Genomic DNA, 20,171 nt, shown 5'->3' with positions numbered 1-20,171 from the left:
TGTTTGTATTTTTTCAGACGCCCTGTATAATAGAACATCAAAAGAGGACAGGAGGGGAGACCGTGAAGTCTTTTTACCATTATTTAATGAAATACCGCCATCCGAAACCGAAGGACGCGATCAGCGAATTTGCGAACCACGCTTATCTTGATCACGGATTTCCCAAGACATCAACTCATTACGATGAAATCAGCTCTTACCTTGAGCTTAATGGGGATTATTTATCGTCAATGACGACATTTGATGAGGCTTGGGAGCAATATATTTCGGAAACAAAGCGATAAAAAATCCGCAGTTCTGAATAACTGCGGATTTTTTACGTTCGCCTAAAGCCGGCTGGGCTTTTCGGAAAACTCATCGGGCTTTGTAACCTTAGCCCATGCGAATTAACAGCACTCAGCATACGATAAGCGTAACACGGAAGCTTCAAGGCAAGGGGGAATCCAAATATGAAGTCAAACGCGCCTAAATTCAAAGTCGGGGATGTTGTCGTTGTCGTGATGTACGGGACGGTCGGAACGATTACAAAAGTTCATAAAATCGATAAGCATTTTTTGTATGAAGTCAATCATAATGAAGTGCTTTATTTTGAGACTTCTCTTCAGCTCTACAAAGATTATGACGGGGTCATTGTCGATACGGAAAAGCTTGATATCGAATATGAATTTTTAATCGGGGATGTCGTCTATGTAAAAGATTACGGCAAAGAATTGTTTAAAATCACCGGGCACAGAACGGAAATTTGGAGATATGTGGAGGATGGCTGGGAAGACATCATTTACGAGCTGACCCGTTTGAAAGACGGGGAATGGCTTGAAACGGAAGAAGAAGATTTAACGCTCGTCCTCAGAACTTACGAAATGGACCAGTTCGTCCATCAGCTTCTGTTTGTTCATTATGTCGGCGAAGCCGGACAAGAGCTTGATGAACCGATATCTGAAAAGGTGTTTCTGCCATTCGCGGGGGATCCCGAGGAGCAAGAACATGAACGCAACATGGCAGTTGCTGTCGTGGATGAGCTGCTTGATATTTACAATGACTATAAAGTATTGTATGAAATGTTTCAGGATGCGGAATATAAAGAAATGATGGAGTTTGTGTTAAGCAGCCTGAAAGAATATTTCAAATGATAAACAACAAATATAAAAAGTAAGGAAAACAGCCGAACACAATCAGGCCGAACATGGCTTTTAAGACCTTCCCTAATACCAGGTCAAACCCTTCTCCGTCAAGTGCTTCAAGCGTTTTTCGGATCATTTTCTTTTCCCCTTCCGGCTTTTGTCTTGTTACGACATGTATATGACAGAGGACAAACATTATGACAAACCGGTTATAAAACCGGATGCCAGCTCATACATCAGAATAAGGAGGCGATCACAATGAAAGAAATTGAACTGATGATAGATACAGAAGAAATCGCTGATTTTTTTTATCTAGAGCTGACAAGAAGAGGCTACATACCGAGCGAGGACGAACTGTTCGAAATTGCCGATATCACCTTTGATTATCTGATTGCAAAATGTATGATAGATGAGCATATAGAGGATTGAAAAAAGGGACCGGGGCGCACCTGCTCCGGTTTTTCTTATATATTTGCCCAGCGGGGGAGCCGGGTGTAAAATGTTTAAAAACAATGACAAGGAGGCACTGATTTTTTCAATGTATAAAGCACTATTTTCAGCCGCTGTCTTTGCAATGATGGCCATTCTTATCCGCATCCCGGCGGTTCAATCGTTTGATGTGAGCGTGATACAGGCTCTCGAATCTGTCAGACACCCGGTTGTCACAGCGTTTTTTAAAGCGGTGACAGAGCTTGGGTCAAGCGGCTTCATGCTGCCGCTGATGCTTGCTTTAACCTTGGTACTTGCCGTCTATAAAAAAGCAGCGGCATCACTGTATCTTTATTTGCTGTTTTTTGTTGAAAGAACGGCCAATGAAGTTTTAAAAGGCTGGATTGCCAGAGAGCGCCCTGCGATAAACCCGCTCGTCCACGAATCGTCACACAGCTTTCCGAGCGGCCATTCAATGAATGCGGCGAGCATATATCCGTTTATCGCATATCTCTTTTTGCTCTGCATTCCTTTTTTTCAACAACGCAGCCGCGCACTTTACATGTGGACAGGCCTTATCGTCGGACTTATCGGCATCAGCCGCATGTATCTCGGCGTTCATTATATGACAGATGTCATCTCAGGATTTTCTCTCGGTCTGGCGCTGTTTTTCATCTTCAAAAAAATTGACGAAAAGTACCCGCTTGTTCGACAAAAGTAGTCAAAGGGATTGAGCCGCGAAGCGCCAATTGTATAAAAAAAGGAGGGATCTGTATTGCCGTTAATGTTTCAACTGTTTAAAAAGAAGCTGACACCTTATGATGTGACGATTTTTCAAACGCCTTGCTTTGGTGAAGATAAGGGATATGAAATGGTTTACAGAACGGAAATAAACGGCAGAACCCATGAAGATGTGCTGGAACGGACATTTTCCACTTTCAATGTTTATGACACGGTGCCGAATGATTATAAGGCGAGATTCCTTGCAACAGGCGACATCGTTTTAATCGATGAAGGAAGAAAGGGAAAAACCTATTATAAACTGCTGTCTACGGGATGGAGCAAAATCAACCGCATTTTGCTGCAGTCATCGTAAAGCTGAAAAAACTGCGGAAGCGCTGTCCGCAGTTTTTTTATGTTGTATTCTTTCGTTTTCTGGCGTTGAATTCCTTTTCGTGTGCATCCTCTGCCGCGATGACGTCCTTTGTCGGGATGTGGTTGTTCTTTTTCTGACCGGTGACTCTGTTTCGCTGTTTTTTGCCCATCATTTATGACCTCCTTCCTAAAAAATAGGATGACTAAACGCCCCGCTATTTATCCAAGAGAAAGTCGTCTTTATTCTGTCATATTGATCGCGGCCGGGTAGACATACGGCTGCTTCGGCTCGCTGATCTCCTTCCATCGCTTCGTGCGGATGATCGGGATGACAGCGCCGTTATAAGATGCTTTGCCGAGCGTTCCTTCCAATTCAATCCATGTATCAGGCTGCAATTGCTCAGCGCCGCTCCATTCGGCGAGAAACCCGATCAGGCTGGCGTCTGCGATGCAGTGTGTGATCATAAATCGGGACAGCACGAGCTGGCGTGCGCTCAGCCCCGCTTCCTTATGGACGAAGCCTTTGACCGTGATTTCTTTTCCAATGTAATGATCAAGACGGCTTGTCACTTCATCATAATAGTCTGCAAACATATCGTCATTCATGACAATTCGCTTTTCATGCTTAAATTGCTCCATCTTCCGGTCATACGCCGACTTCGGCATCGCTGAATCGGCGAGCCCCTGCTGAATCTCCGGTGTCATGACATGTTCCTTTTCGCCTTCGGTTTGAGGGGCGATCTCCGTTTTGGTGAGCATCGTCCCTTTATTGGCGGCGACAGACGAATTCAGTACAGCCGGGGAAAGGGTGAATCCGGTGATAAGGGGAAGCGTGATTACGCCATAATGCATCAGCCTGATGAAAAAAGGCTTTGATTCGTCATGATCATGTCCGCAGCCGCAATCTCCAGAGTGGTCATCCTTCACCGTCCAGACCCTTGTCAGCTGAATGATAAACAGAAACGCAAACACACCTGCGGCGATGAGGCTTGTGTAATCGTATTTCGGATTGATCAGCTTATCAATTTCCCCTGTGTAATGGAGCTTGAAAATAAAGACGGAAAAAGCCGCCAACACGAGTGCGCGCAAAAATTGCCGAGGCTGAAAAACCATTGGTGAAACCTCCTTTCTAAAGCAAACTGACAAATTTGATACAAACATAGACAACAACTGTGATCAGAATAGACAAACAAATGACGAACTTCGGCTTAAACGCATGCAGCATCATGACCGTATTTTTTAAATCGAGCATTGGTCCGTATACGAGAAAAGCAAGGATGGACGAAGAAGGAAACAAATTGGAGAAGGAGGCGCCGATAAATGCATCCGCTTCAGAGCACAGTGATAAAAAGTAAGCCAGTCCCATCATGACCAATGCCGAGTCGAGCATGCCCCCTCCGAACAAAAACAGCGATTTTAACGGGAGGTAGGTTTGCACAAGTGCGGCAATTAAAGCGCCGATAATCAGAAACCTTCCCATATCAAAGAATTCGTCAACAGCGTGTTTCAGCATATCAAATAGCTTTTCCGAAAAAGGGGATTGTCTGCCGGAATGGGCGCAGTGTGCAGCTGTTATGCTGCTTTCCGTTTTCAGCTGGCTGGAGCGGAACATCATGCTGATCGCAAAAGCGATGATGACCGCTGCGGCAAAACCGACAGCAACCCTTAAAACGGCCATTCGCAAATCATTGCCAAATGCCATAAAAGTGGATAAGATGACAATCGGATTGATCAGCGGACCTGTCAACAGAAAGCCGACGCCGGCGTAGATGGGAACGCCTTTTGAGACGAGCCTTCTCACGATCGGGACAATTCCGCATTCGCAAGCCGGAAAACAAGCGCCGAGCAAACAGCTGACAATTACTCCTGAAAACCTGTTTTTTGGAAAAAGCGAGCGGATGTGCTCTTCAGTTACAAAAATCTGGATGAAACCGGCGATCAATACCCCGATTAATACAAAGGGAAGAGCTTCGATTAAAATGCTGATGAAAATCGTATTCAGCTGCTGAACGGAAGCCGGAATCTGGAAGGGGAGGCCTGCGGCGAGCGATCCGCCGGCTGACACAAGGCATAGCAAAACACCGATGACAACAAGCCCGGTAAAGTCGATTAAATAACTATTAAGTGAACGAAACATCACTTTTCCTCCATCCTGAAATAGCTAATCGTAATGATTCTTTTTTAAAGGTATGCCTGTCCTTTTTTAAACATGACAACAAAAGAATGATGCCGAAGCGTTGCAGGGCTTTATTTTCTTTTTCCGCGATGTTGGTTTATAATACATATGCGAGTGGATGCTGCAATCATCATCACCAATCAGCTTTAAAAAGGCAGGAGGAATATTCATGAGCGTACATATTGGCGCAGAAAAAGGACAAATTGCAGAAACGGTGCTGCTGCCGGGAGACCCGCTGCGTGCAAAATATATCGCTGATACATATTTGGAAAACGTTGAATGTTATAACGAAGTACGGGGAATGTACGGCTTTACGGGCACTTATAAAGGAAAGCGCGTTTCCGTACAGGGGACAGGCATGGGTGTGCCGTCTATTTCAATTTATGTCAATGAACTGATCAGAAGCTATGATGTGAAAAACCTGATCCGCGTCGGATCGTGTGGTGCGATCAGAAAAGACGTCAATGTAAGAGATGTCATTCTGGCAATGACTTCATCAACCGATTCGCAAATCAACAGAGTGGCATTCGGATCGATCGACTTTGCGCCCTGCGCAGACTTCGGCCTGTTAAAAGCTGCTTATGACGCTGCAAGTGAGCGGAACATCCCGGTTACGGCAGGGAACGTGTTTACGGCGGATCAATTCTATAATGACGACAGCCAAATTGAGAAGCTTGCCAAACATGGAGTGCTTGCGGTCGAGATGGAAACGACGGCGCTTTATACATTAGCTGCGAAATTCGGCCGAAAAGCCCTCTCCATTTTAACGGTCAGCGATCACGTTATTACCGGCGAGGAAACAACGGCAGAAGAGAGGCAGACGACCTTTAATGATATGATTCTGCTGGCTCTGGATACCGCATTGTAACCAGATACATGCACTGAAAAAGGATGGATTCGAATGAACGGAAAGTACAAATACGTGACGATTGCTTCATTGCTGAGTGCAGCGGTTCTGCTTGGCACAGGATGTACCATGACTGAACAGAAGCAAAATGACACGGCTAAAACACAGAACACTGCAAATGCAAGCAAAGATGCGAAAGACCAAAAGGACGACAGCAGCCTGGAAGATCAGGAGTTCATACTTGAGAGCAAGTATTTTAATCAAATTAAAGATGTAGACGGGCTGCCGACGATTCAAAATCCGGAAAACATACTGGCGCTTGTCAATAAAGAGTACGCGCTTCCCGGCAACTATGCACCGAGCGACTTGACAGTGCCTGATGTCGCGTTTTCTTTTACCGAGGATATCGACAAGCGGTATATCAGAAAAGAAGCCGCCAAAGCGCTTGAAGAGATGTTCAGTGCCGCGAAAAAAGAAGGCTATGAACTGGCTGCGGTGTCCGGCTACAGATCCTATGACAGACAAAAAGCGATCTATAACAACGAAGTGAGCCAAAAGGGAGAAGAAAAGGCGAAAGAAGCTGTGGCATATCCGGGTCAAAGCGAGCATCAGACAGGACTTGCGATGGATATTTCCAGCAAAAGCAACGGCTTCGCCTTATCAGAGGACTTCGGCAATACGAAAGACGGACAATGGGTCGAGAAGAACGCCTACAAATACGGCTATATCATCCGTTATCCGAAAAACAAAGAAGACATTACGAAATATAAGTATGAACCATGGCACCTGCGCTATGTAGGCAAAAAAGCGGCTAAAGTCATCCAAGAACACGGCTTGACGCTTGAAGAGTATTTTAAACAGGTGAAAAAGATATAAAAGGGAAAAGGCCGATAGATATCGGCCTTTTCATGTTACCAAAAAAACAAACCTGCAAGGGCCACACCGGCAATTAAACCAAGGCCAAGTCCGTATACAGGGCCCCAACCCCATCCGCCGCCGTAATATCCGTAGGCGAATCCGCGGCCTCCCCGTCTGATCATCGGGGCGATATACACTTTGCTTGGTGATACACGGACGATTCTTCCGACATGGACGCGGCCTCCTTTGTCGGTGATTCTCGCAACTCTGCCAACATTTTGGTGGCAAAACCTATAATATCGGTCCACTTGAATGCTCCTTCCATCATCTAATCTATTCTATTCCTAGTCAGCTTATGACAGTTTCAATAGAAAAGGTTGGACGAAAGAAGGAGGACAAATGATGGTTTATAGATGTGATATAAAAATAATATGATCAAGAGAATCCCGGTATTTTTCCAGGTAATGCAGGTGTTTTTCCATTGTTTCATAGTTTTTGTCGGAAATCGAAGGCGACAAATCCATTTCGACGGCGTCATCAGGGTCTGCTGCGTCTTCCAATAGGACAGGGATGATGCTAACCTTTGAAAATCCTTCTTCCCGCAGGACATTGACCCATTCATTCTCGGCATATAAAGCGGTGAATCCGTAAAAGTCCGTGATTTCTTTTTTGGCTTCGTCTGTCAGAGCGTTGCCTTCCTTAAGGCACACTTCGATCGCGATCAGCATCCCTCCGGGTTTTAAAATCCGCCGGATTTCCTGTAAAGCGGACCGGATATCTGTGAAGCTCAGTACAGATTCAGATAATACACAGGCAAAGCTTTCAGACTGAAACGGCATTTCCTCGAGGGGAGAGTGGACAATCGGAATGGATAGCTGTTCTTTTTTAAAACGCTGTCGGGCTTTATCGATCATGACTGGGTCGGCGTCAAGGGCAGTGACAGGAAACAGCAGCTGCCCCAAATAAGCGGCGGTCTGGCCGGTTCCGCAGCCTGCATCAAGAATCGGCTGCTCAGGGTCGATGCCAGCTTTGGCGAGCACTGCCTTTGACAGGGACATACCGCCAGGATGAGCGGATGAGACGCCGAAGCTGGCAAGCATGTCTAAATAATCGCTCAAATTGAGATCCCTCCTTTTTTGTATGCATATGCAAAAAAGGAATAATGGTTGAAAAACGATCGAATGCCAGCAGCCCGGAAAATCGGATCCTGAGTAATTCGAGTTGACGAATAAAGATTCGTCCATGATAATATGGTAAGAAGAAAAGGTGGTGTTCGTTTGAAACAGCAGTTAAAACTCTTTTTGGCTGTATTGATTACGGCTGTCGCCGCCTCCGCACTGACGCTTTATCTGGTGGGCAAAGGCAGCGGCGGTTCAGTATATTCCGCTTCAGACTCCGAGAAATTCGAAAAGCTGATGGCGGCGTACGACAAAATCAAGAGCGACTATTATCAAAATGCAGACGATGAAAAGCTGACTGACGGGGCAATTAAAGGGATGCTTGGAGCTTTGGACGATCCATATTCAACATACATGGATAAGAAAGAAGCTAAAAGCTTTGAAGAAAGCATTACCTCTTCTTTTGAAGGAATCGGCGCCCAAGTAGAAGAAAAAAATGGACAAATTCTAATCGTCGCGCCTATTAAAGGATCTCCCGCAGAAAAAGCCGGCTTAAAGCCGCATGATGAAATTCAGAAAGTGGACGGCAAAAGCGTAAAAGGCAAGACCGTCAACGAAGCGACAGCAATGATCCGCGGCAAAAAAGGCACGAATGTCAAGCTTGTTCTCAACAGGGGAGGCGTCGGCCAAATCGATGTTACGATTAAGCGCGATACGATTCCGATCGAAACGGTGTACTCTAAAATGATCGGCGGCAACATCGGTGAAATCCAAATTACGTCTTTCTCTGAAAATACCGCTAAGGAACTGACGAAAGCCATTGATGACTTGTCTGAAAAAGGTGCGGAACGATTTGTGCTTGACCTCAGAGGAAATCCCGGCGGCCTGATGGACCAAGCGATTATGATGAGCAACATGTTTGTCGATAAAGGCAAAACCATTATGCAGGTTGAATCCAAAAACGGGAAAAAAGAAGTGTACAAAGCTGAGAAGGAACGAAAAGTGAACAAGCCGACCGTCGTTCTCGTCAACGGAGGAACGGCAAGCGCCGCTGAGATCATGGCAGCAGCACTTCACCAGTCTTCAGGCATCCCGATTGTGGGTGAAAATACGTTTGGAAAAGGAACGGTTCAAAATGCGGAGAGCTTCTCCGACGGATCGACCGTCAAGCTGACGATTGCCAAGTGGCTGACGCCAAATGGTGACTGGATTCACGAAAAAGGAATCAAACCTCAATATAAAGCGGAGCTCCCAAGCTATGCTAAACTGCCGTACCTGGATTCCAAAAAAGAGTATAAGGCAGGCAGCACCGGAGACGAAGTGAAAGCTGCCCAGCAAATGCTCCAAGCGCTCGGCTATAAGCTGAATGCGACGGGAGCATTCGACGCACAGACGGAGGCTGCCGTTAAGGCTTTTCAAAAAGACCAAAAGCTGAAAACGACAGGCATCCTAACGGGCGAGACGACGATCAGCATGACAAGTAAGCTGCAGGCTAAGCTTGCTGACAATGATACGCAGCTGGATAAAGCGATAGAGATCTTAAAAAAAGAAAAATAAAAGAAACCCTTGCGCTCACACGAAGCGCAAGGGTTTTTTAGTGATCAAGCGCTTTTTTGCACATCCTTCTTAGCATGGAACAAAAAGCTGATCACAGAATTGTGTTTTACATTTTTCACAAAAAACGGATTCAACAAGACAACGGTCAAAAGGTTGGCGGTAAGCCCCCAGAAGCCTTCGTAAATGCCGAAAGTGGCACCTGTTAAATAAACGGTAAATGTAACGGCCAGGCCGATGAGAAGACCGATGATCGTCGCTTCCTTCGTCTGGTTTTTCCAGAACAGGCTGATGACGATGGCAGGGAATATCTGCACCATGCCTGATACACCGAGCAGCTGAAGCGTTACAAGCGCTGCCGGGAACAGCATTCCGAATAAAAGGGCCAGACCGATGACGACGAATACCATCGAGCGGGTGATGATCGTCAGCTTTTGTCCCGAAACGCGGGGGTTGATCAAATCGCGGTATAAATTGTTAGCGAATAGGTTGGATGCCCCTATCGCCATAATCGAACACGGGATCAGACTTGCCAGGGCAATCGTTGAATAGGCGAATCCTTGCGTGACGCCGCCGTAGGAACTTTGAATTAAATACAGCAATGCAAATCTCGGGTTAATGTCATCAGGAAGTACGAGAAATGCGATAAAGCCTAAGAAAATGACTAAAATCAATACAATATTGTACAACGGCAGAAACATACTGTTCTTTCTGAGTGCATCCGCGCTGTTCGCCGTGAAAACGCCTGTCGCCGCATGGGCCCACATGAACAGAGCAAACGCGGAAACGATCGATGCCGTGATGAACCAGGCGATTCCGCGAGGTCCGTCAGAAGGGATTGTCAGCATATGCGGCGCTTCATTTGCCAGCTTGTCAATCATCGGCGTCCAGCCGTTAAAATGGATGAGCGGCAACGAAACGACCATAAACAGCATCATCACCCAAACTAAAATGTCTTTAATAATGGCAGTGTATGTAGGACCTTTGATGCCGCTGAAAAACGTATAAAGCGCGACAAGGACGAACGAAATGATTACGACGACATTGACGTTAATAAACCCTGTACCCGCGATTTGAAGCGTATCCTGAATTCCGCTGAGCTGCAGGCAGATATACGGGATCAGCATTAAGACGCCGACAATCGCAACAAGCGAAGACAGGAGCTTGCTGCTGAAGCGCTCCCTTGCATAATCGGCCAGCGTTGTGAGCTGGTGCACTTTCGCAACCTTCCAAATCTTCGGCAGAAAAAAATAGGCGATGAAATAGGCCAAAACCGAATAAGGAATCGCGAAAAAAGCGACGCTTCCGCTTGTAAAAGCGGTGCTTGTCAATCCTAAAAACGTGTAGGCCGTATACAAGTCGGCACCCACAAGAAACCAGACGAGCAGCCCTCCGAACCGCCTTCCGCCGACAGACCACTCTTCAACCGATTTCCGCGACTGCTTATTGCTGCCGGCGATAAACCCGATACAGACCACGGTCAAAATAATGCCGGCGGTGATGAGGAGCGCTGTTAAATTTCCCTGCATCACTCATAACCTCCGTTTCTTTTCTCAAATCTGTAAATCGCAAATGTGATCATCGGTGTCAGCACAATCCACAGCACCAGCCAAAAATGAAAAAATGGAAGTCCGAAAACGATCGGATCAATCCGGTTTACAAATGGTAGCAAAGCAAGCTGCCCGACAAAAGGGATGATGAACAAAACCCATTTAAAAAGCTGTTGATTCACCTTTTTTCCTCCTTTAGCGATTTTAATGTTCATAATCATAGCAGTTGTCAGATTTAATCACAAGATAATTATTAGAAAAAAGTGATTTTTTAAATTATTTAAACAGGCGTTCTGGCTTGCATATTCGAAAGTATAACTTTACAATAATTAATATCTTGAATTCGAGATAAAACAGAATGAAGAGGATCACCATGCAGGAGACTGCTGAGTAAAAGAATGGGAAAGAGACGGGCGAACGGGGGCTTTTTGATTGATGAACCGCTGGAAAGCACCGGCGCAATGACATCGCTGAAACAAAATGGGAAAAGGAGTGAAAGGAAATGAATCATATATATGAGAAAGGGAATTCTGATACCACCCTGTTGTTATTGCATGGAACAGGGGGAAACGAACACGATCTTCTGCCGATCGGCAGGATGATTGATTCCGATGCAAATTTACTCGGAGTCAGGGGAAATGTGCTGGAAAACGGAATGCCCCGTTTTTTCAGGCGCTTGAGAGAAGGGGTGTTTGACGAGAAAGATTTGATCGACCGGACGGATGAATTAAAAGCGTTTTTAGATGAAGCCGCAAATGAATTTCACTTTGACAGGAGCCGGGTGGTCGCAATCGGTTATTCAAACGGCGCCAATATCGCGGGAAGTCTGCTGTTCCGTCATGAACGTGTACTGAAAGGGGCGATTTTGCATCATCCGATGGTTCCGTTTAGAAATCGCAAGCTCCCTGATATGACAGGCCTGCCCGTGTTCATTGGAGCCGGCAAAACAGACCCCCTCTGCCCACCGCAGGAATCAAGCGAGCTTGCCGGCTATTTCACAAACGCCGGCGCCCAAGTGCTCCTTCACTGGGAAAGCGGCGGTCATCAGCTGACACACAGCGAGATCGACCAGGCGAAAATCTGGTATGAAAAGCATATAAAAGCATAAAAATAAACCTTAGTCCTTTTTGGGGACTAAGGTTTTTAGCGTGTTTACAGCCATGTAGATACGTCAGACACATCAAAACGATTGCTTTTGTGCGCAGGTTTGACCGGTTTTCCGATCGAAATCAGCATGACCGGTACATAACGTTCATTGATGTTGAATTCTTTAACGAACGCTTGCTTGTCAAAGCCGCCCATCGCGCATGTGTCATAGCCCATAGCTTTAGCCGCAATCATCAGCTGCATGGCCGCGAGCGATGCGTTAGTAAAGGCGGCGTCTCTTGCAAATCCGCTGTTTTGATAAGCGCCGTTGATTTGTCCGAGCAGCGTGTTTTTAATGTCTTCAGTCATATAACCTGCTTCTGTCAGAGGGCCGTATACGGCTTCACCGTTCAGGTTCGCTTGTAAGTCTCCAAGCACGGCTACAACCGCAGATGCCTGGCTGACTTGTTTTTGGTTGAACGCGATCGGAAGGAGCTTATCTTTTGATTCTTGGCTGTGGAAGACTGTAAAATGCCAGTGCTGCAGATTCCAGGCTGACGGAGCCTTTGTTGTGACGCTCAGCAGCTTTGTCAGCTCCTCTTTGGAAATGGAAACGCTTGTGTCATATTCTTTAATCGAAGTACGCTCTTCCAGAATGTTGAGAGCAGTGTTTTCTTGTGAAGACATGTGACTTCCTCCTTTGGGCTAAACATGTTATGATAGAGTCAGACAAAAAGTTAGAAACTTACTTTTTGTAACTTTATTGAGTATTTTAATGGCACACATTATATTTGTCAACTGGATATGGAGGGGTGAGAGAATTGGGGTTTACAATGTGTCCTAGAATGGAAGCCGCCTTTTCTTTACTCGGCAAACGATGGAATGGATTGATCATCCATGTATTGTTGGATGGACCTAAACGGTTTAAAGACTTGACCGAAATGATACCGATGATTAGCCAAAAAATGCTGGCTGAACGTTTAAAAGAGCTCGAACACTGCAAAATAATCGAGCGCCAAGTGCTGCCGGAAACGCCGGTAAAAGTCATCTATCAATTGACAGACAAGGGAACGGCGCTAGAGCCTGTCCTCAGAGAGATACAAACCTGGGCCGAGCATCATTGCGATCCGGAAGGGAGCTGACCGGATTGACTAGTAAAGAAACAGTCGTCATTACAGGCGGGGCCAAAGGCATCGGAAGAGACCTTGTGACCGCCTATGCTCAAAAAGGTTTTATCGTCGTATTCGCCGATGTACTGAAGGAAGAGGGTGAACAGCTTGAAAAAGAGCTGACCGCTTCCGGAGCGCGGGTTCAGTTTGCAGCTTGTGATGTGGGATCTGAAGAAGATGTGAAACAGCTGATGCAGGAAGCTTCCCGAAACGGCCGTTCGATATCTGCGCTCATTAATAACGCGGGCAGATCAGTTTGGAAGTCCCCTTATGATTTGACGGCGGAAGAATGGGACGATGTTCTGAATACCAATTTGAAAGGCGCGTTTCTTTGCGCAAAAGAAGCCGCCAAAAAAATGAAAGAAGCGAAAACAGGCGGAGCCATCGTCAATATCGCTTCGACAAGGGCGTTTATGTCCGAGCCTGACTCGGAAGCCTATGCCGCGTCAAAAGGGGGCTTAATCGCTTTGACTCACGCATTGGCCGCGTCTTTAAGCAAAGATTCAATCGTCGTCAACAGCATTTCCCCGGGATGGATCGAAACCGGTGATGATACTGCCCTGCGGCCTATTGACCACGAACAGCATTTGTCAAACAGGGTCGGCCGCCCTCAGGATATCGTCAAAGCATGCTTTTACTTGACCGATCCGGACAATCGCTTTGTCACCGGTACAAACTTGACGGTGGACGGCGGAATGACAAAAAAAATGATTTATGAAGAATAGCCCAAACGTTTCCCGACTTTATGAATACCTTTACTATAGGCAGACATAAAGGAGGATAAAAGCCAATGAACCCTCATATGCTTTATTCGAGATCAGGTCCTGCCGGATACCCGGCCAGATTCCCGTTATTCTGGGGTTTTGGAGCGCCGCTTGTCGGCGGATTGCTGGGCGGATTTCTCGGAAGTGCGATTTTTAACTACCCAAGACCTTACGCTTACCCGCCGCCATACCCGGGACCTTACGGCGGCACGCCTTATTACGGCTACGGGTCAGCTCCTGGGGCCGTTCCGTACGGAGGTGTTCCGGGCACAGCTCCATTCAGAGGGGCGGGACCGGGCTATTGATCAATAAGCCAATTGTTGCTGGCATCTAAAATGCCGGATGTCCAATATGAAGCGGCGGCCAAAGCTTGCGAATCTTTTCGCCTTTGGCCGCCGTCTCATTCTTTCCGGATCGATCAGTCAGGGAACTGTACTTTTCCAGGTACGGTATATGCGCTTGACGTCCCGTTTTCCGGCAGCTTTTTGATCGTGTCTTTTACGACTTTTCCTCGGATATCTGTAATTCTGACTTTAAGCGGACTTGTCCCAAGATTGGTGCTGACGAAATGGTTGTAGTCCGTTTTCTCCATGTTGATCCACTTTCCGCCTTTGTAATATTCCATTTTCATGACGGGATATTTGTGATTTCTGACTTGGATTGCCGCCCACCACTGGCTGCTGCCTTCTTTGATCCGGTAAGTGAAATTGCCGGTAATCGGCGCTTTGACTACACGCCATTTAATGTTGATTTTGCCGTCTTTCATATCGCCGATCTGGCGAAAAGCGTTCGGTGAAAGGTCAAGAGCTCCCGGCGCGCCTTCAGGATACAGATCGGTCACATAGACGGTCGTTTTTCCTTTCGGCCCTTCAACCCGCAGATAGGCGCCGGCAAGAGCTGCTTTCACTCCGCGGTAATTCATATCTGTCGGATTTAAAGCGGTGATCTTCATATTGGACGGAATAGGATCCAAAAGCAATGCACCGCCGGAGTAACCCGACCCCGTGTAAGTGGCGTAGCCCTTATGCAGTGAGTTGTATGCTGCAGAAGCTTGAGGTGAAAAACAAAGGATCGTCAAAAACATTGCTGTGATCAATAAGCTGATTTTCTTTTTCATATCCATCCTCCTGTTTTATAAATTGAGAACCATTATCATTATAAGGACTAACTGACAACAGCCGAAAGAGCAAATAGTTACAGAGATTTTTTAAGGAATAATGACTACCACCGTTGAAATGTAAAAGTTCAGCCGCATGTCAGGCAAATGAGGTGATCATCCTTGAGGACTAGTGTTAAAATGGTACAGGAAGAAAAAAAACAGCCTGCTTTGCCAAGCTGGCCGTTTTCAAAACGTGATGTCGATTTCAGACAGGTTAAAGTCCTCATTTTTTAAGAACATCACTTCTAAAATGCCGTCTTTAAATATTGCTTTCGTACCCTTTCTGCGCACTAGAGAGGGGAGAACGACTTTTTCCTGCCGCCCTTTTTCAGGGTAGTTTTCTATGATCAGGGTTTGTGAAGTATGTTTAATTTTCAGAAGGTTAAGCTGTTCTTTGGTGAGCGGTATTTTAACAAATACATGGCTTGTCGTTTCAAAAATATCAATCGGATCAGATTCATCTGCCGCCTGTGTTTCTTTTGAGAGAGGGTCACGAAAAGGAAATTGAACTGCATACCCCGGGCCGAAAACGCTTTTCATCATGTGGTGGATATACTGCTCCACATCTTTCGGGTCAGCGTTTTTTAATCCGTCCTTGGAAAACTGCTGAAATGGAAAAAAGCGTTGCCAATCAAACACGATCACACTTCCTTTCACATAGACGGTACAGTATATGCAAAAAAGTTGCGGAAAGTGATGAGAAGAAAGGAAAGAAACAGACATGAATCATTCATCTCAAACGAAAGGAATCATTTACACAGCGCTTTCTTATCTGCTGTGGGGACTCCTTCCTTTATATTGGAAAGTGCTCGATCAGACGGCTGCGCTCGATATACTGGCGCACCGGATTATCTGGTCATTTGTTTTCATGTGCGGCGTGCTTCTCGTTTTGCGGCAGTGGAAAAACGGAGTCATAGCATTTCGCGCGCTTTCGGGAAACCGAAAGGAATTTGTACCGCTCATTTTGTCGTCCGTTCTGATTTCGATCAATTGGTATGTCTACATATGGGCTGTCAGCAACGGCTATATTCTTGAAGCGAGCCTGGGCTATTACATCAATCCGCTCGTATCGATCGTGCTCGGAATTGTCTTTTTAAAGGAAAAGCTGACGCGGATGCAGGGAGCGGCAGTTCTTCTCGCTGCCTTCGGTGTGCTTATTTCCGCCTTCCAGTACGGTTCCGTGCCGTACATCGCCCTGATACTTGCATTCAGTTTCGGGCTCTACGGACTGGCGAAAAAGCGGACATCGCTCTCAAGCGCCATAGGACTTACCCTGGAAACGATGATGATCGCTCCGGTTGCAGTGATCTATCTGTTGTTCTTCAGCCATCCGGAAAAGGCTCAAGCCGCTTCAGGGAGCATCGGCATGATGGTACTGCTGTTTTTGGCAGGAGTGTTAACTGCGATTCCGCTGCTTTTATTTGCGGAAGGTGCGAAAAAACTTCCGCTTTATCAAGTCGGCATTTTGCAATATATCGCTCCGACCATTACATTATGCTTAGGCGTGTTCGTCTACCATGAACCGTTCAGCAGCAGTAAGGTCTTTACGTTTACCTGCATATGGGCGGCGCTGATTTTGTTTACACTTTCGCAATTTCAATGGAAGAAACCGGAGAAGGTATTTTTAAAAAGAAAAAATTCCTTTCATCCGTAAGCCCTTTTTCTTTTCAATAAGCACTGATTATGTATAATTAAACATTATTGAAGCAATTCGGAGGTTATTCCGTCATGGCAGACGAACTAGAGCTTTTCCGGGCGTATAAAACCCTTTGGAAAAACCGGACGATGGATGGAGAAGGCAGGCAGGCGCTTCATCGGGCGATTGATGATGAGTTGAACGACCTCCGCACCCATCCAAGGCTCAGAAAGACGAAGCACGAAAAATACTATCAATCAATCCGGCGCATTGTGAATTCACAATTGGAACCAGATATGAAGCTCAAGCTGATTGAATGGCATACGGAACGATTGGAGTTATTAACAAACGAAGAAAGCAGGGAGTAACATGAAAGCAATAATAAAAGAAGATGTGCAGGCTTCTTTGGAAACATTTTTAAACCAGCCTGTTTACATTCATTTGGAGACGACAACCGGATCGTATTCCGCGCATAAAGATGAGCAGAACATGACCGTGGTGGCGTATATCAGAAACGCGAAGGTGACATGCTCCCGCGCCAAAATCACGGGCGAGGGGCCATTTCGCGCCGGTTTGAAAATCGAAGACGGCTGGATCTACGCCGAAGGCCTGACGGATTATACGGTTGATGATGAAGGAAGGTTGCTTCTCGCCGGCTATTTGCCGGGCGGCAAACTCGCCATTTCGCTTCAAATCAGCAAAAAGCCATTTGCAGTCTAAAAAGAAGGTGTTATAGATGAAAAAACATTTACTCGTGATCTTGCCGCATCCTGACGATGAATCTTTCGGAGTCGCCGGCTTGATCGCCTTAAACCGAAAAGAAGATATACCTGTAACATACGCGTGCCTGACGCTGGGCGAGATGGGAAGAAATATGGGAGACCCGCTTTTTGCCAACAGGGAAACCCTTCCGCTGCTCAGAAAGCAAGAGCTGATCGACGCCTGCAGGGAAATGGATGTACAGGACTTGCGCATGCTCGGATACCGCGATAAAACGCTCGAATTCGAGGATGAAGAAAAACTGGCCGATCGAATAGAGGCTGTCATTGATGATGTAAACCCGAGCCTTGTTGTGACGTTTTATCCGGGACACGGCGTTCATCCTGACCATGATGCGTGCGGTGCTGCGGTCATCAGGGCATTATCGCGGAAAAAGAAAGAAGACCGGCCGCGCGTCTTATGCATGGCCATCACCCACCACAGGGAAGAGGTTCTTGGCAAACCTGACGTCGTTCTTGATATCAAAGAAGCCGCAGATATTAAAATGAACGCGCTCAAAGCGCATAAATCTCAAACAGGCGGCTTTATGAAAGAAATAGAGAAAAAACTCGCCAATGGCGAGCCGGTTGTTGAGACATGGTTTGAAAAAGAAACATTTTGGACCTATCAATGGAATGATTAAAATGATCAAAAATGGTGTCGGGCATATGAGCCCGGCACCTTTTTACACGCTTTGAGTGTGAATATAGCGGTTTTGAATGCGTTTGAGCCTGAAAAACAGCCCGACTGCACCGGCTGCGAGCCCCGTGATCAGTCCGATCCAGTACCCGAAAGCTCCGAATGAAGTATACGTTCCAATCACAAAACCGACCGGAAGCCCGATAATCCAATACGAGACGAGAGCTGTGACAAGCGTGTAGTTAACATCTTTATATCCTCTGAGCGCTCCTTGAATCGGAGCCGCGATGGCATCTGACAGCTGAAAAAACAACGCAAACAGCAAGAAGTCCTTTGTCAGAAGCAGCACATCCCGGTCAGCCGCATACAAACCGGCGATTTGCTCTCTGAACAGTAAAATGATGAGTGCGGTGAATAATGAAAAACCGACCGCTATTGAAATGCCGAGATAGCTGTAGGTTCTCGAGTCTTTAAACCGTTTTGCTCCGGCCTCAAAGCCGACGACAATTGTCAGCGTCATCGATACGCTCAATGGAAGCATGTAAAGAAGCGAAGCGAAATTCATTGCCGCCTGATGGGAAGCGATCGTGACCGTGTCAAAATGGCTCATCAGCAAAGTGACAGCTGCGAATATACTCGTCTCAAAGAAGATGGCGAAACCGATCGGAATGCCGATCTTCAGCAGTTTCATACTTTCAGCAAAAGAAAATGAATAGAATGTTCCAAAAATCCTAAACTGGTGAAACGGCGTCTTTTTGTGGACGATGTATAAAGAGATCAGACAAATGCACCAATATGTGATGGCGGAAGCCATACCGGCTCCTGCTCCTCCAAGCTTTGGAAAGCCGAAGTTCCCGAAAATGAACAAATAATTCAAAACAAAATTAATGGGCAGAGAACAGAGCGTAACCAGCATCGTCACCCGCGTTTTTCCGAGTGAATCAATAAAGCAGCGCATCACATTGTAAACAAACAACGGCAATATGCCGAGCCCGATGCAGATTAAATATTGCTTTGCGATGACCGCTACCTTCTGTTCAAGATCGAGATTCTCAAGCACCGGATCAATCAGTAAGTACCCGGAGACGATCACGGCAATGCTGATGATTCCGGCCACATAAATCGATTGAATAACAGTATAAGGGACATCCTTTTGCCGCTTGGCCCCCATCAGTTGGGCGACCATCGGTGTTACAGCCGTCAAAATGCCAGCAAGCCCTGTATAAACCGGGGTCCACAAACTCGAGCCGATTGCGACGCCGGCGAGGTCGGCGGCACTGACTTTGCCTGACATCACCGTGTCGAGAACCGTAATGAGCGACAGTCCCGCTTGCGTAATCAAAATCGGAATTAAAATCGTTAAAAACTGCCTTGTTTTCTCCCGCAAATCCTTTGTTTCCCTCATATCAGTTCCCCGTTTCTTTTGGATAACGAGAGAAATTATAACACGTTATGTATAAAATGCAATAAATGTCTGTTCAATCTTTTTTCGCCTGTTTTGCTTTTTTAAACATTTGCACATAAATAAAGGAAAGAGAAAGAATTCCTAAACACGTACATAAATATTGACATATTTTTTGAATGGCCAAGAAGATTCACCTCCATATCTTAAAATGCGTCATAAAAGGAGGAAACATGCATGAAAGCGGCGGTAATAAACCGGAAGTTTTTTTATGTGTTTTCTAATAGTAAATAACGACTATTGATATACAAAAAAGAATGGGTATTAAGTGTTAATTTTACATTTATCTTTATATTAAGATAGGAAATAAGAATCTATAGATGAAATAGTAAAACGCCGTTCGATCTAAAAAAAAGATACTCCCAATTCCGGATGTTGGCAAAAAAAATGTATGATATAGTCAATTTATGGTTTCGTGGAGGAATTTGTGCTGAAATGTAGAAATGTATAAGTGATCCTGATCTTTGCTTTTCGATTAGGCAATAGATGAGGATTGATCGGCGATTTACGGGTAAACTAATGAATAAGAATACGCAGTTTTTACACCCTCAACTTGAACGCTGGGCTTGACCGTTTGATCCGAAAAAGAAAATCGGCTGTAAAACGGCACAGAAATCCGCATGTTACGGCGTCTATTCGGGCTGTTTCGGCACATGCAGCATATCCAGTTAACTCCTTCTCGCTGTTTTTCACCATGAACCTCTGATTTTAAAACAACTGATCATCGTATTTCCGAAAACTTAAAACTC

At 45.9% G+C, this 20,171-nt stretch carries 28 protein-coding genes; 16 read left to right on the top strand and 12 right to left on the bottom strand.

What is annotated here, in order from left to right; genetic code table 11:
• Positions 1 to 62 precede the first annotated feature (62 nt).
• Both MHH76_RS11510 and MHH76_RS11505 read left to right on the top strand, forming a co-directional pair.
• The gene (locus MHH76_RS11510) at positions 63 to 284 is read left to right on the top strand and encodes a YozE family protein (protein WP_020451849.1); all 222 of its coding nucleotides are present in this window, start codon (positions 63 to 65) and stop codon (positions 282 to 284) included.
• Between the two features lie 165 nt (positions 285 to 449).
• Positions 450 to 1,130 (top strand): hypothetical protein, encoded by a 681-nt coding sequence (locus MHH76_RS11505; RefSeq protein ID WP_043054349.1) that lies wholly within the window; start codon positions 450 to 452, stop codon positions 1,128 to 1,130.
• Here MHH76_RS11505 and MHH76_RS11500 read toward each other — a convergent pair.
• On the bottom strand, positions 1,123 to 1,257 hold the full coding sequence (locus MHH76_RS11500; RefSeq protein ID WP_043054348.1) for a hypothetical protein: 135 nt from the start codon (positions 1,255 to 1,257) through the stop codon (positions 1,123 to 1,125). The genes MHH76_RS11505 and MHH76_RS11500 overlap by 8 nt on opposite strands.
• A gap of 122 nt (positions 1,258 to 1,379) precedes the next feature.
• On the opposite strand from MHH76_RS11500, the gene MHH76_RS11495 reads away from it, so the two are divergent.
• From MHH76_RS11495 to MHH76_RS11485, 3 genes are all read left to right on the top strand, one after another.
• Complete coding sequence (locus MHH76_RS11495; RefSeq protein WP_020451846.1) at positions 1,380 to 1,550, top strand: YozD family protein; 171 nt, start codon at positions 1,380 to 1,382, stop codon at positions 1,548 to 1,550.
• A 109-nt stretch (positions 1,551 to 1,659) separates the two neighbouring features.
• Positions 1,660 to 2,271: a phosphatase PAP2 family protein gene (locus tag MHH76_RS11490; RefSeq protein WP_230631849.1), complete on the top strand. Its 612-nt coding sequence runs from the start codon at positions 1,660 to 1,662 to the stop codon at positions 2,269 to 2,271.
• 63 nt (positions 2,272 to 2,334) lie between these two features.
• Entirely contained in the window at positions 2,335 to 2,646 is a 312-nt protein-coding gene (locus tag MHH76_RS11485) for a YodL domain-containing protein (protein ID WP_173636688.1), read from the top strand.
• A gap of 37 nt (positions 2,647 to 2,683) precedes the next feature.
• Here the strand turns inward: MHH76_RS11485 and MHH76_RS11480 are convergent, their stop codons facing one another.
• The 3 genes from MHH76_RS11480 to MHH76_RS11470 all read right to left on the bottom strand — a co-directional run bounded on the left by MHH76_RS11480 (position 2,684) and on the right by MHH76_RS11470 (position 4,782).
• The gene (locus MHH76_RS11480; protein WP_116523393.1) at positions 2,684 to 2,815 is read right to left on the bottom strand and encodes a hypothetical protein; all 132 of its coding nucleotides are present in this window, start codon (positions 2,813 to 2,815) and stop codon (positions 2,684 to 2,686) included.
• A 70-nt stretch (positions 2,816 to 2,885) separates the two neighbouring features.
• Positions 2,886 to 3,758, bottom strand: coding sequence for a TIGR03943 family protein (locus MHH76_RS11475; RefSeq protein ID WP_043054346.1), 873 nt, complete (start codon positions 3,756 to 3,758; stop codon positions 2,886 to 2,888).
• A gap of 16 nt (positions 3,759 to 3,774) precedes the next feature.
• Positions 3,775 to 4,782 carry a permease gene (locus MHH76_RS11470; RefSeq protein WP_043054345.1) on the bottom strand — a complete coding sequence of 336 codons (1,008 nt, stop codon included), beginning with the start codon at positions 4,780 to 4,782 and terminating at the stop codon, positions 3,775 to 3,777.
• Between the two features lie 208 nt (positions 4,783 to 4,990).
• Between MHH76_RS11470 and deoD the strand changes: the two genes are divergently transcribed.
• On the top strand, positions 4,991 to 5,689 hold the full coding sequence (gene deoD / locus MHH76_RS11465; protein WP_003182742.1) for a purine-nucleoside phosphorylase: 699 nt from the start codon (positions 4,991 to 4,993) through the stop codon (positions 5,687 to 5,689).
• 33 nt (positions 5,690 to 5,722) lie between these two features.
• Positions 5,723 to 6,544, top strand: coding sequence for a M15 family metallopeptidase (locus tag MHH76_RS11460; RefSeq protein WP_020451840.1), 822 nt, complete (start codon positions 5,723 to 5,725; stop codon positions 6,542 to 6,544).
• A 35-nt stretch (positions 6,545 to 6,579) separates the two neighbouring features.
• On the opposite strand, the gene MHH76_RS11455 is transcribed toward MHH76_RS11460, so the two are convergent.
• Positions 6,580 to 6,834, bottom strand: coding sequence for a hypothetical protein (locus tag MHH76_RS11455; protein ID WP_020451839.1), 255 nt, complete (start codon positions 6,832 to 6,834; stop codon positions 6,580 to 6,582).
• 99 nt (positions 6,835 to 6,933) lie between these two features.
• Complete coding sequence (locus tag MHH76_RS11450; RefSeq protein WP_020451838.1) at positions 6,934 to 7,644, bottom strand: class I SAM-dependent methyltransferase; 711 nt, start codon at positions 7,642 to 7,644, stop codon at positions 6,934 to 6,936.
• Positions 7,645 to 7,803: 159 nt separating this feature from the next.
• Here MHH76_RS11450 and MHH76_RS11445 point away from each other — a divergent pair, with 159 nt between their 5' ends.
• Positions 7,804 to 9,201, top strand: a complete 1,398-nt coding sequence (locus MHH76_RS11445; protein WP_020451837.1) for a S41 family peptidase — start codon at positions 7,804 to 7,806, stop codon at positions 9,199 to 9,201.
• Positions 9,202 to 9,245: 44 nt separating this feature from the next.
• Here the strand turns inward: MHH76_RS11445 and MHH76_RS11440 are convergent, their stop codons facing one another.
• Together MHH76_RS11440 and MHH76_RS11435 are read right to left on the bottom strand one after the other, a co-directional pair.
• On the bottom strand, positions 9,246 to 10,727 hold the full coding sequence (locus MHH76_RS11440; RefSeq protein ID WP_020451836.1) for a sodium:solute symporter: 1,482 nt from the start codon (positions 10,725 to 10,727) through the stop codon (positions 9,246 to 9,248).
• Positions 10,727 to 10,930 (bottom strand): DUF3311 domain-containing protein, encoded by a 204-nt coding sequence (locus MHH76_RS11435; RefSeq protein WP_059230618.1) that lies wholly within the window; start codon positions 10,928 to 10,930, stop codon positions 10,727 to 10,729. The genes MHH76_RS11440 and MHH76_RS11435 overlap by 1 nt, the downstream gene beginning before the upstream one ends.
• 320 nt (positions 10,931 to 11,250) lie before the next feature.
• Between MHH76_RS11435 and MHH76_RS11430 the strand changes: the two genes are divergently transcribed.
• Positions 11,251 to 11,856 carry an alpha/beta hydrolase gene (locus tag MHH76_RS11430; protein ID WP_020451834.1) on the top strand — a complete coding sequence of 202 codons (606 nt, stop codon included), beginning with the start codon at positions 11,251 to 11,253 and terminating at the stop codon, positions 11,854 to 11,856.
• A gap of 44 nt (positions 11,857 to 11,900) precedes the next feature.
• Here the strand turns inward: MHH76_RS11430 and MHH76_RS11425 are convergent, their stop codons facing one another.
• Positions 11,901 to 12,521 (bottom strand): nitroreductase family protein, encoded by a 621-nt coding sequence (locus MHH76_RS11425; protein WP_020451833.1) that lies wholly within the window; start codon positions 12,519 to 12,521, stop codon positions 11,901 to 11,903.
• Between the two features lie 134 nt (positions 12,522 to 12,655).
• Between MHH76_RS11425 and MHH76_RS11420 the strand changes: the two genes are divergently transcribed.
• The 3 genes from MHH76_RS11420 (at position 12,656) to MHH76_RS11410 (ending at position 14,072) form a co-directional block, all read left to right on the top strand.
• Positions 12,656 to 12,976 (top strand): winged helix-turn-helix transcriptional regulator, encoded by a 321-nt coding sequence (locus tag MHH76_RS11420; RefSeq protein ID WP_023857369.1) that lies wholly within the window; start codon positions 12,656 to 12,658, stop codon positions 12,974 to 12,976.
• A gap of 5 nt (positions 12,977 to 12,981) precedes the next feature.
• Positions 12,982 to 13,728: an SDR family oxidoreductase gene (locus tag MHH76_RS11415; RefSeq protein WP_025811284.1), complete on the top strand. Its 747-nt coding sequence runs from the start codon at positions 12,982 to 12,984 to the stop codon at positions 13,726 to 13,728.
• 65 nt (positions 13,729 to 13,793) lie between these two features.
• The gene (locus MHH76_RS11410) at positions 13,794 to 14,072 is read left to right on the top strand and encodes a hypothetical protein (protein WP_043054342.1); all 279 of its coding nucleotides are present in this window, start codon (positions 13,794 to 13,796) and stop codon (positions 14,070 to 14,072) included.
• A 113-nt stretch (positions 14,073 to 14,185) separates the two neighbouring features.
• Here MHH76_RS11410 and MHH76_RS11405 read toward each other — a convergent pair whose 3' ends face one another.
• Positions 14,186 to 14,884, bottom strand: coding sequence for an expansin EXLX1 family cellulose-binding protein (locus MHH76_RS11405; protein ID WP_020451830.1), 699 nt, complete (start codon positions 14,882 to 14,884; stop codon positions 14,186 to 14,188).
• A gap of 228 nt (positions 14,885 to 15,112) precedes the next feature.
• On the bottom strand, positions 15,113 to 15,565 hold the full coding sequence (locus MHH76_RS11400) for a germination protein GerT (protein ID WP_020451829.1): 453 nt from the start codon (positions 15,563 to 15,565) through the stop codon (positions 15,113 to 15,115).
• An 82-nt stretch (positions 15,566 to 15,647) separates the two neighbouring features.
• Between MHH76_RS11400 and rarD the strand changes: the two genes are divergently transcribed.
• The 4 genes from rarD to bshB2 all read left to right on the top strand — a co-directional run bounded on the left by rarD (position 15,648) and on the right by bshB2 (position 17,964).
• Positions 15,648 to 16,580, top strand: a complete 933-nt coding sequence (rarD, locus tag MHH76_RS11395; protein WP_059230616.1) for an EamA family transporter RarD — start codon at positions 15,648 to 15,650, stop codon at positions 16,578 to 16,580.
• Between the two features lie 74 nt (positions 16,581 to 16,654).
• A complete protein-coding gene (locus MHH76_RS11390) occupies positions 16,655 to 16,930 on the top strand; it encodes a hypothetical protein (RefSeq protein WP_023857365.1) in 276 nt (91 codons plus the stop codon).
• A gap of 1 nt (position 16,931) precedes the next feature.
• Complete coding sequence (locus tag MHH76_RS11385) at positions 16,932 to 17,282, top strand: YojF family protein (protein WP_020451827.1); 351 nt, start codon at positions 16,932 to 16,934, stop codon at positions 17,280 to 17,282.
• Positions 17,283 to 17,298: 16 nt separating this feature from the next.
• Positions 17,299 to 17,964 carry a bacillithiol biosynthesis deacetylase BshB2 gene (bshB2, locus tag MHH76_RS11380; RefSeq protein ID WP_025811289.1) on the top strand — a complete coding sequence of 222 codons (666 nt, stop codon included), beginning with the start codon at positions 17,299 to 17,301 and terminating at the stop codon, positions 17,962 to 17,964.
• A 42-nt stretch (positions 17,965 to 18,006) separates the two neighbouring features.
• Here the strand turns inward: bshB2 and MHH76_RS11375 are convergent, their stop codons facing one another.
• Positions 18,007 to 19,365, bottom strand: coding sequence for an MATE family efflux transporter (locus MHH76_RS11375; protein ID WP_023857362.1), 1,359 nt, complete (start codon positions 19,363 to 19,365; stop codon positions 18,007 to 18,009).
• Positions 19,366 to 20,171 lie beyond the last annotated feature (806 nt).

Origin of the sequence: Bacillus sp. FSL L8-0193, from assembly GCF_037976065.1 — a bacterium.
Taxonomy (GTDB): domain Bacteria; phylum Bacillota; class Bacilli; order Bacillales; family Bacillaceae; genus Bacillus; species Bacillus paralicheniformis.
Note: the sequence above shows the minus strand (reverse complement) of the source record. Positions and strands in the feature narration are given on the sequence as shown.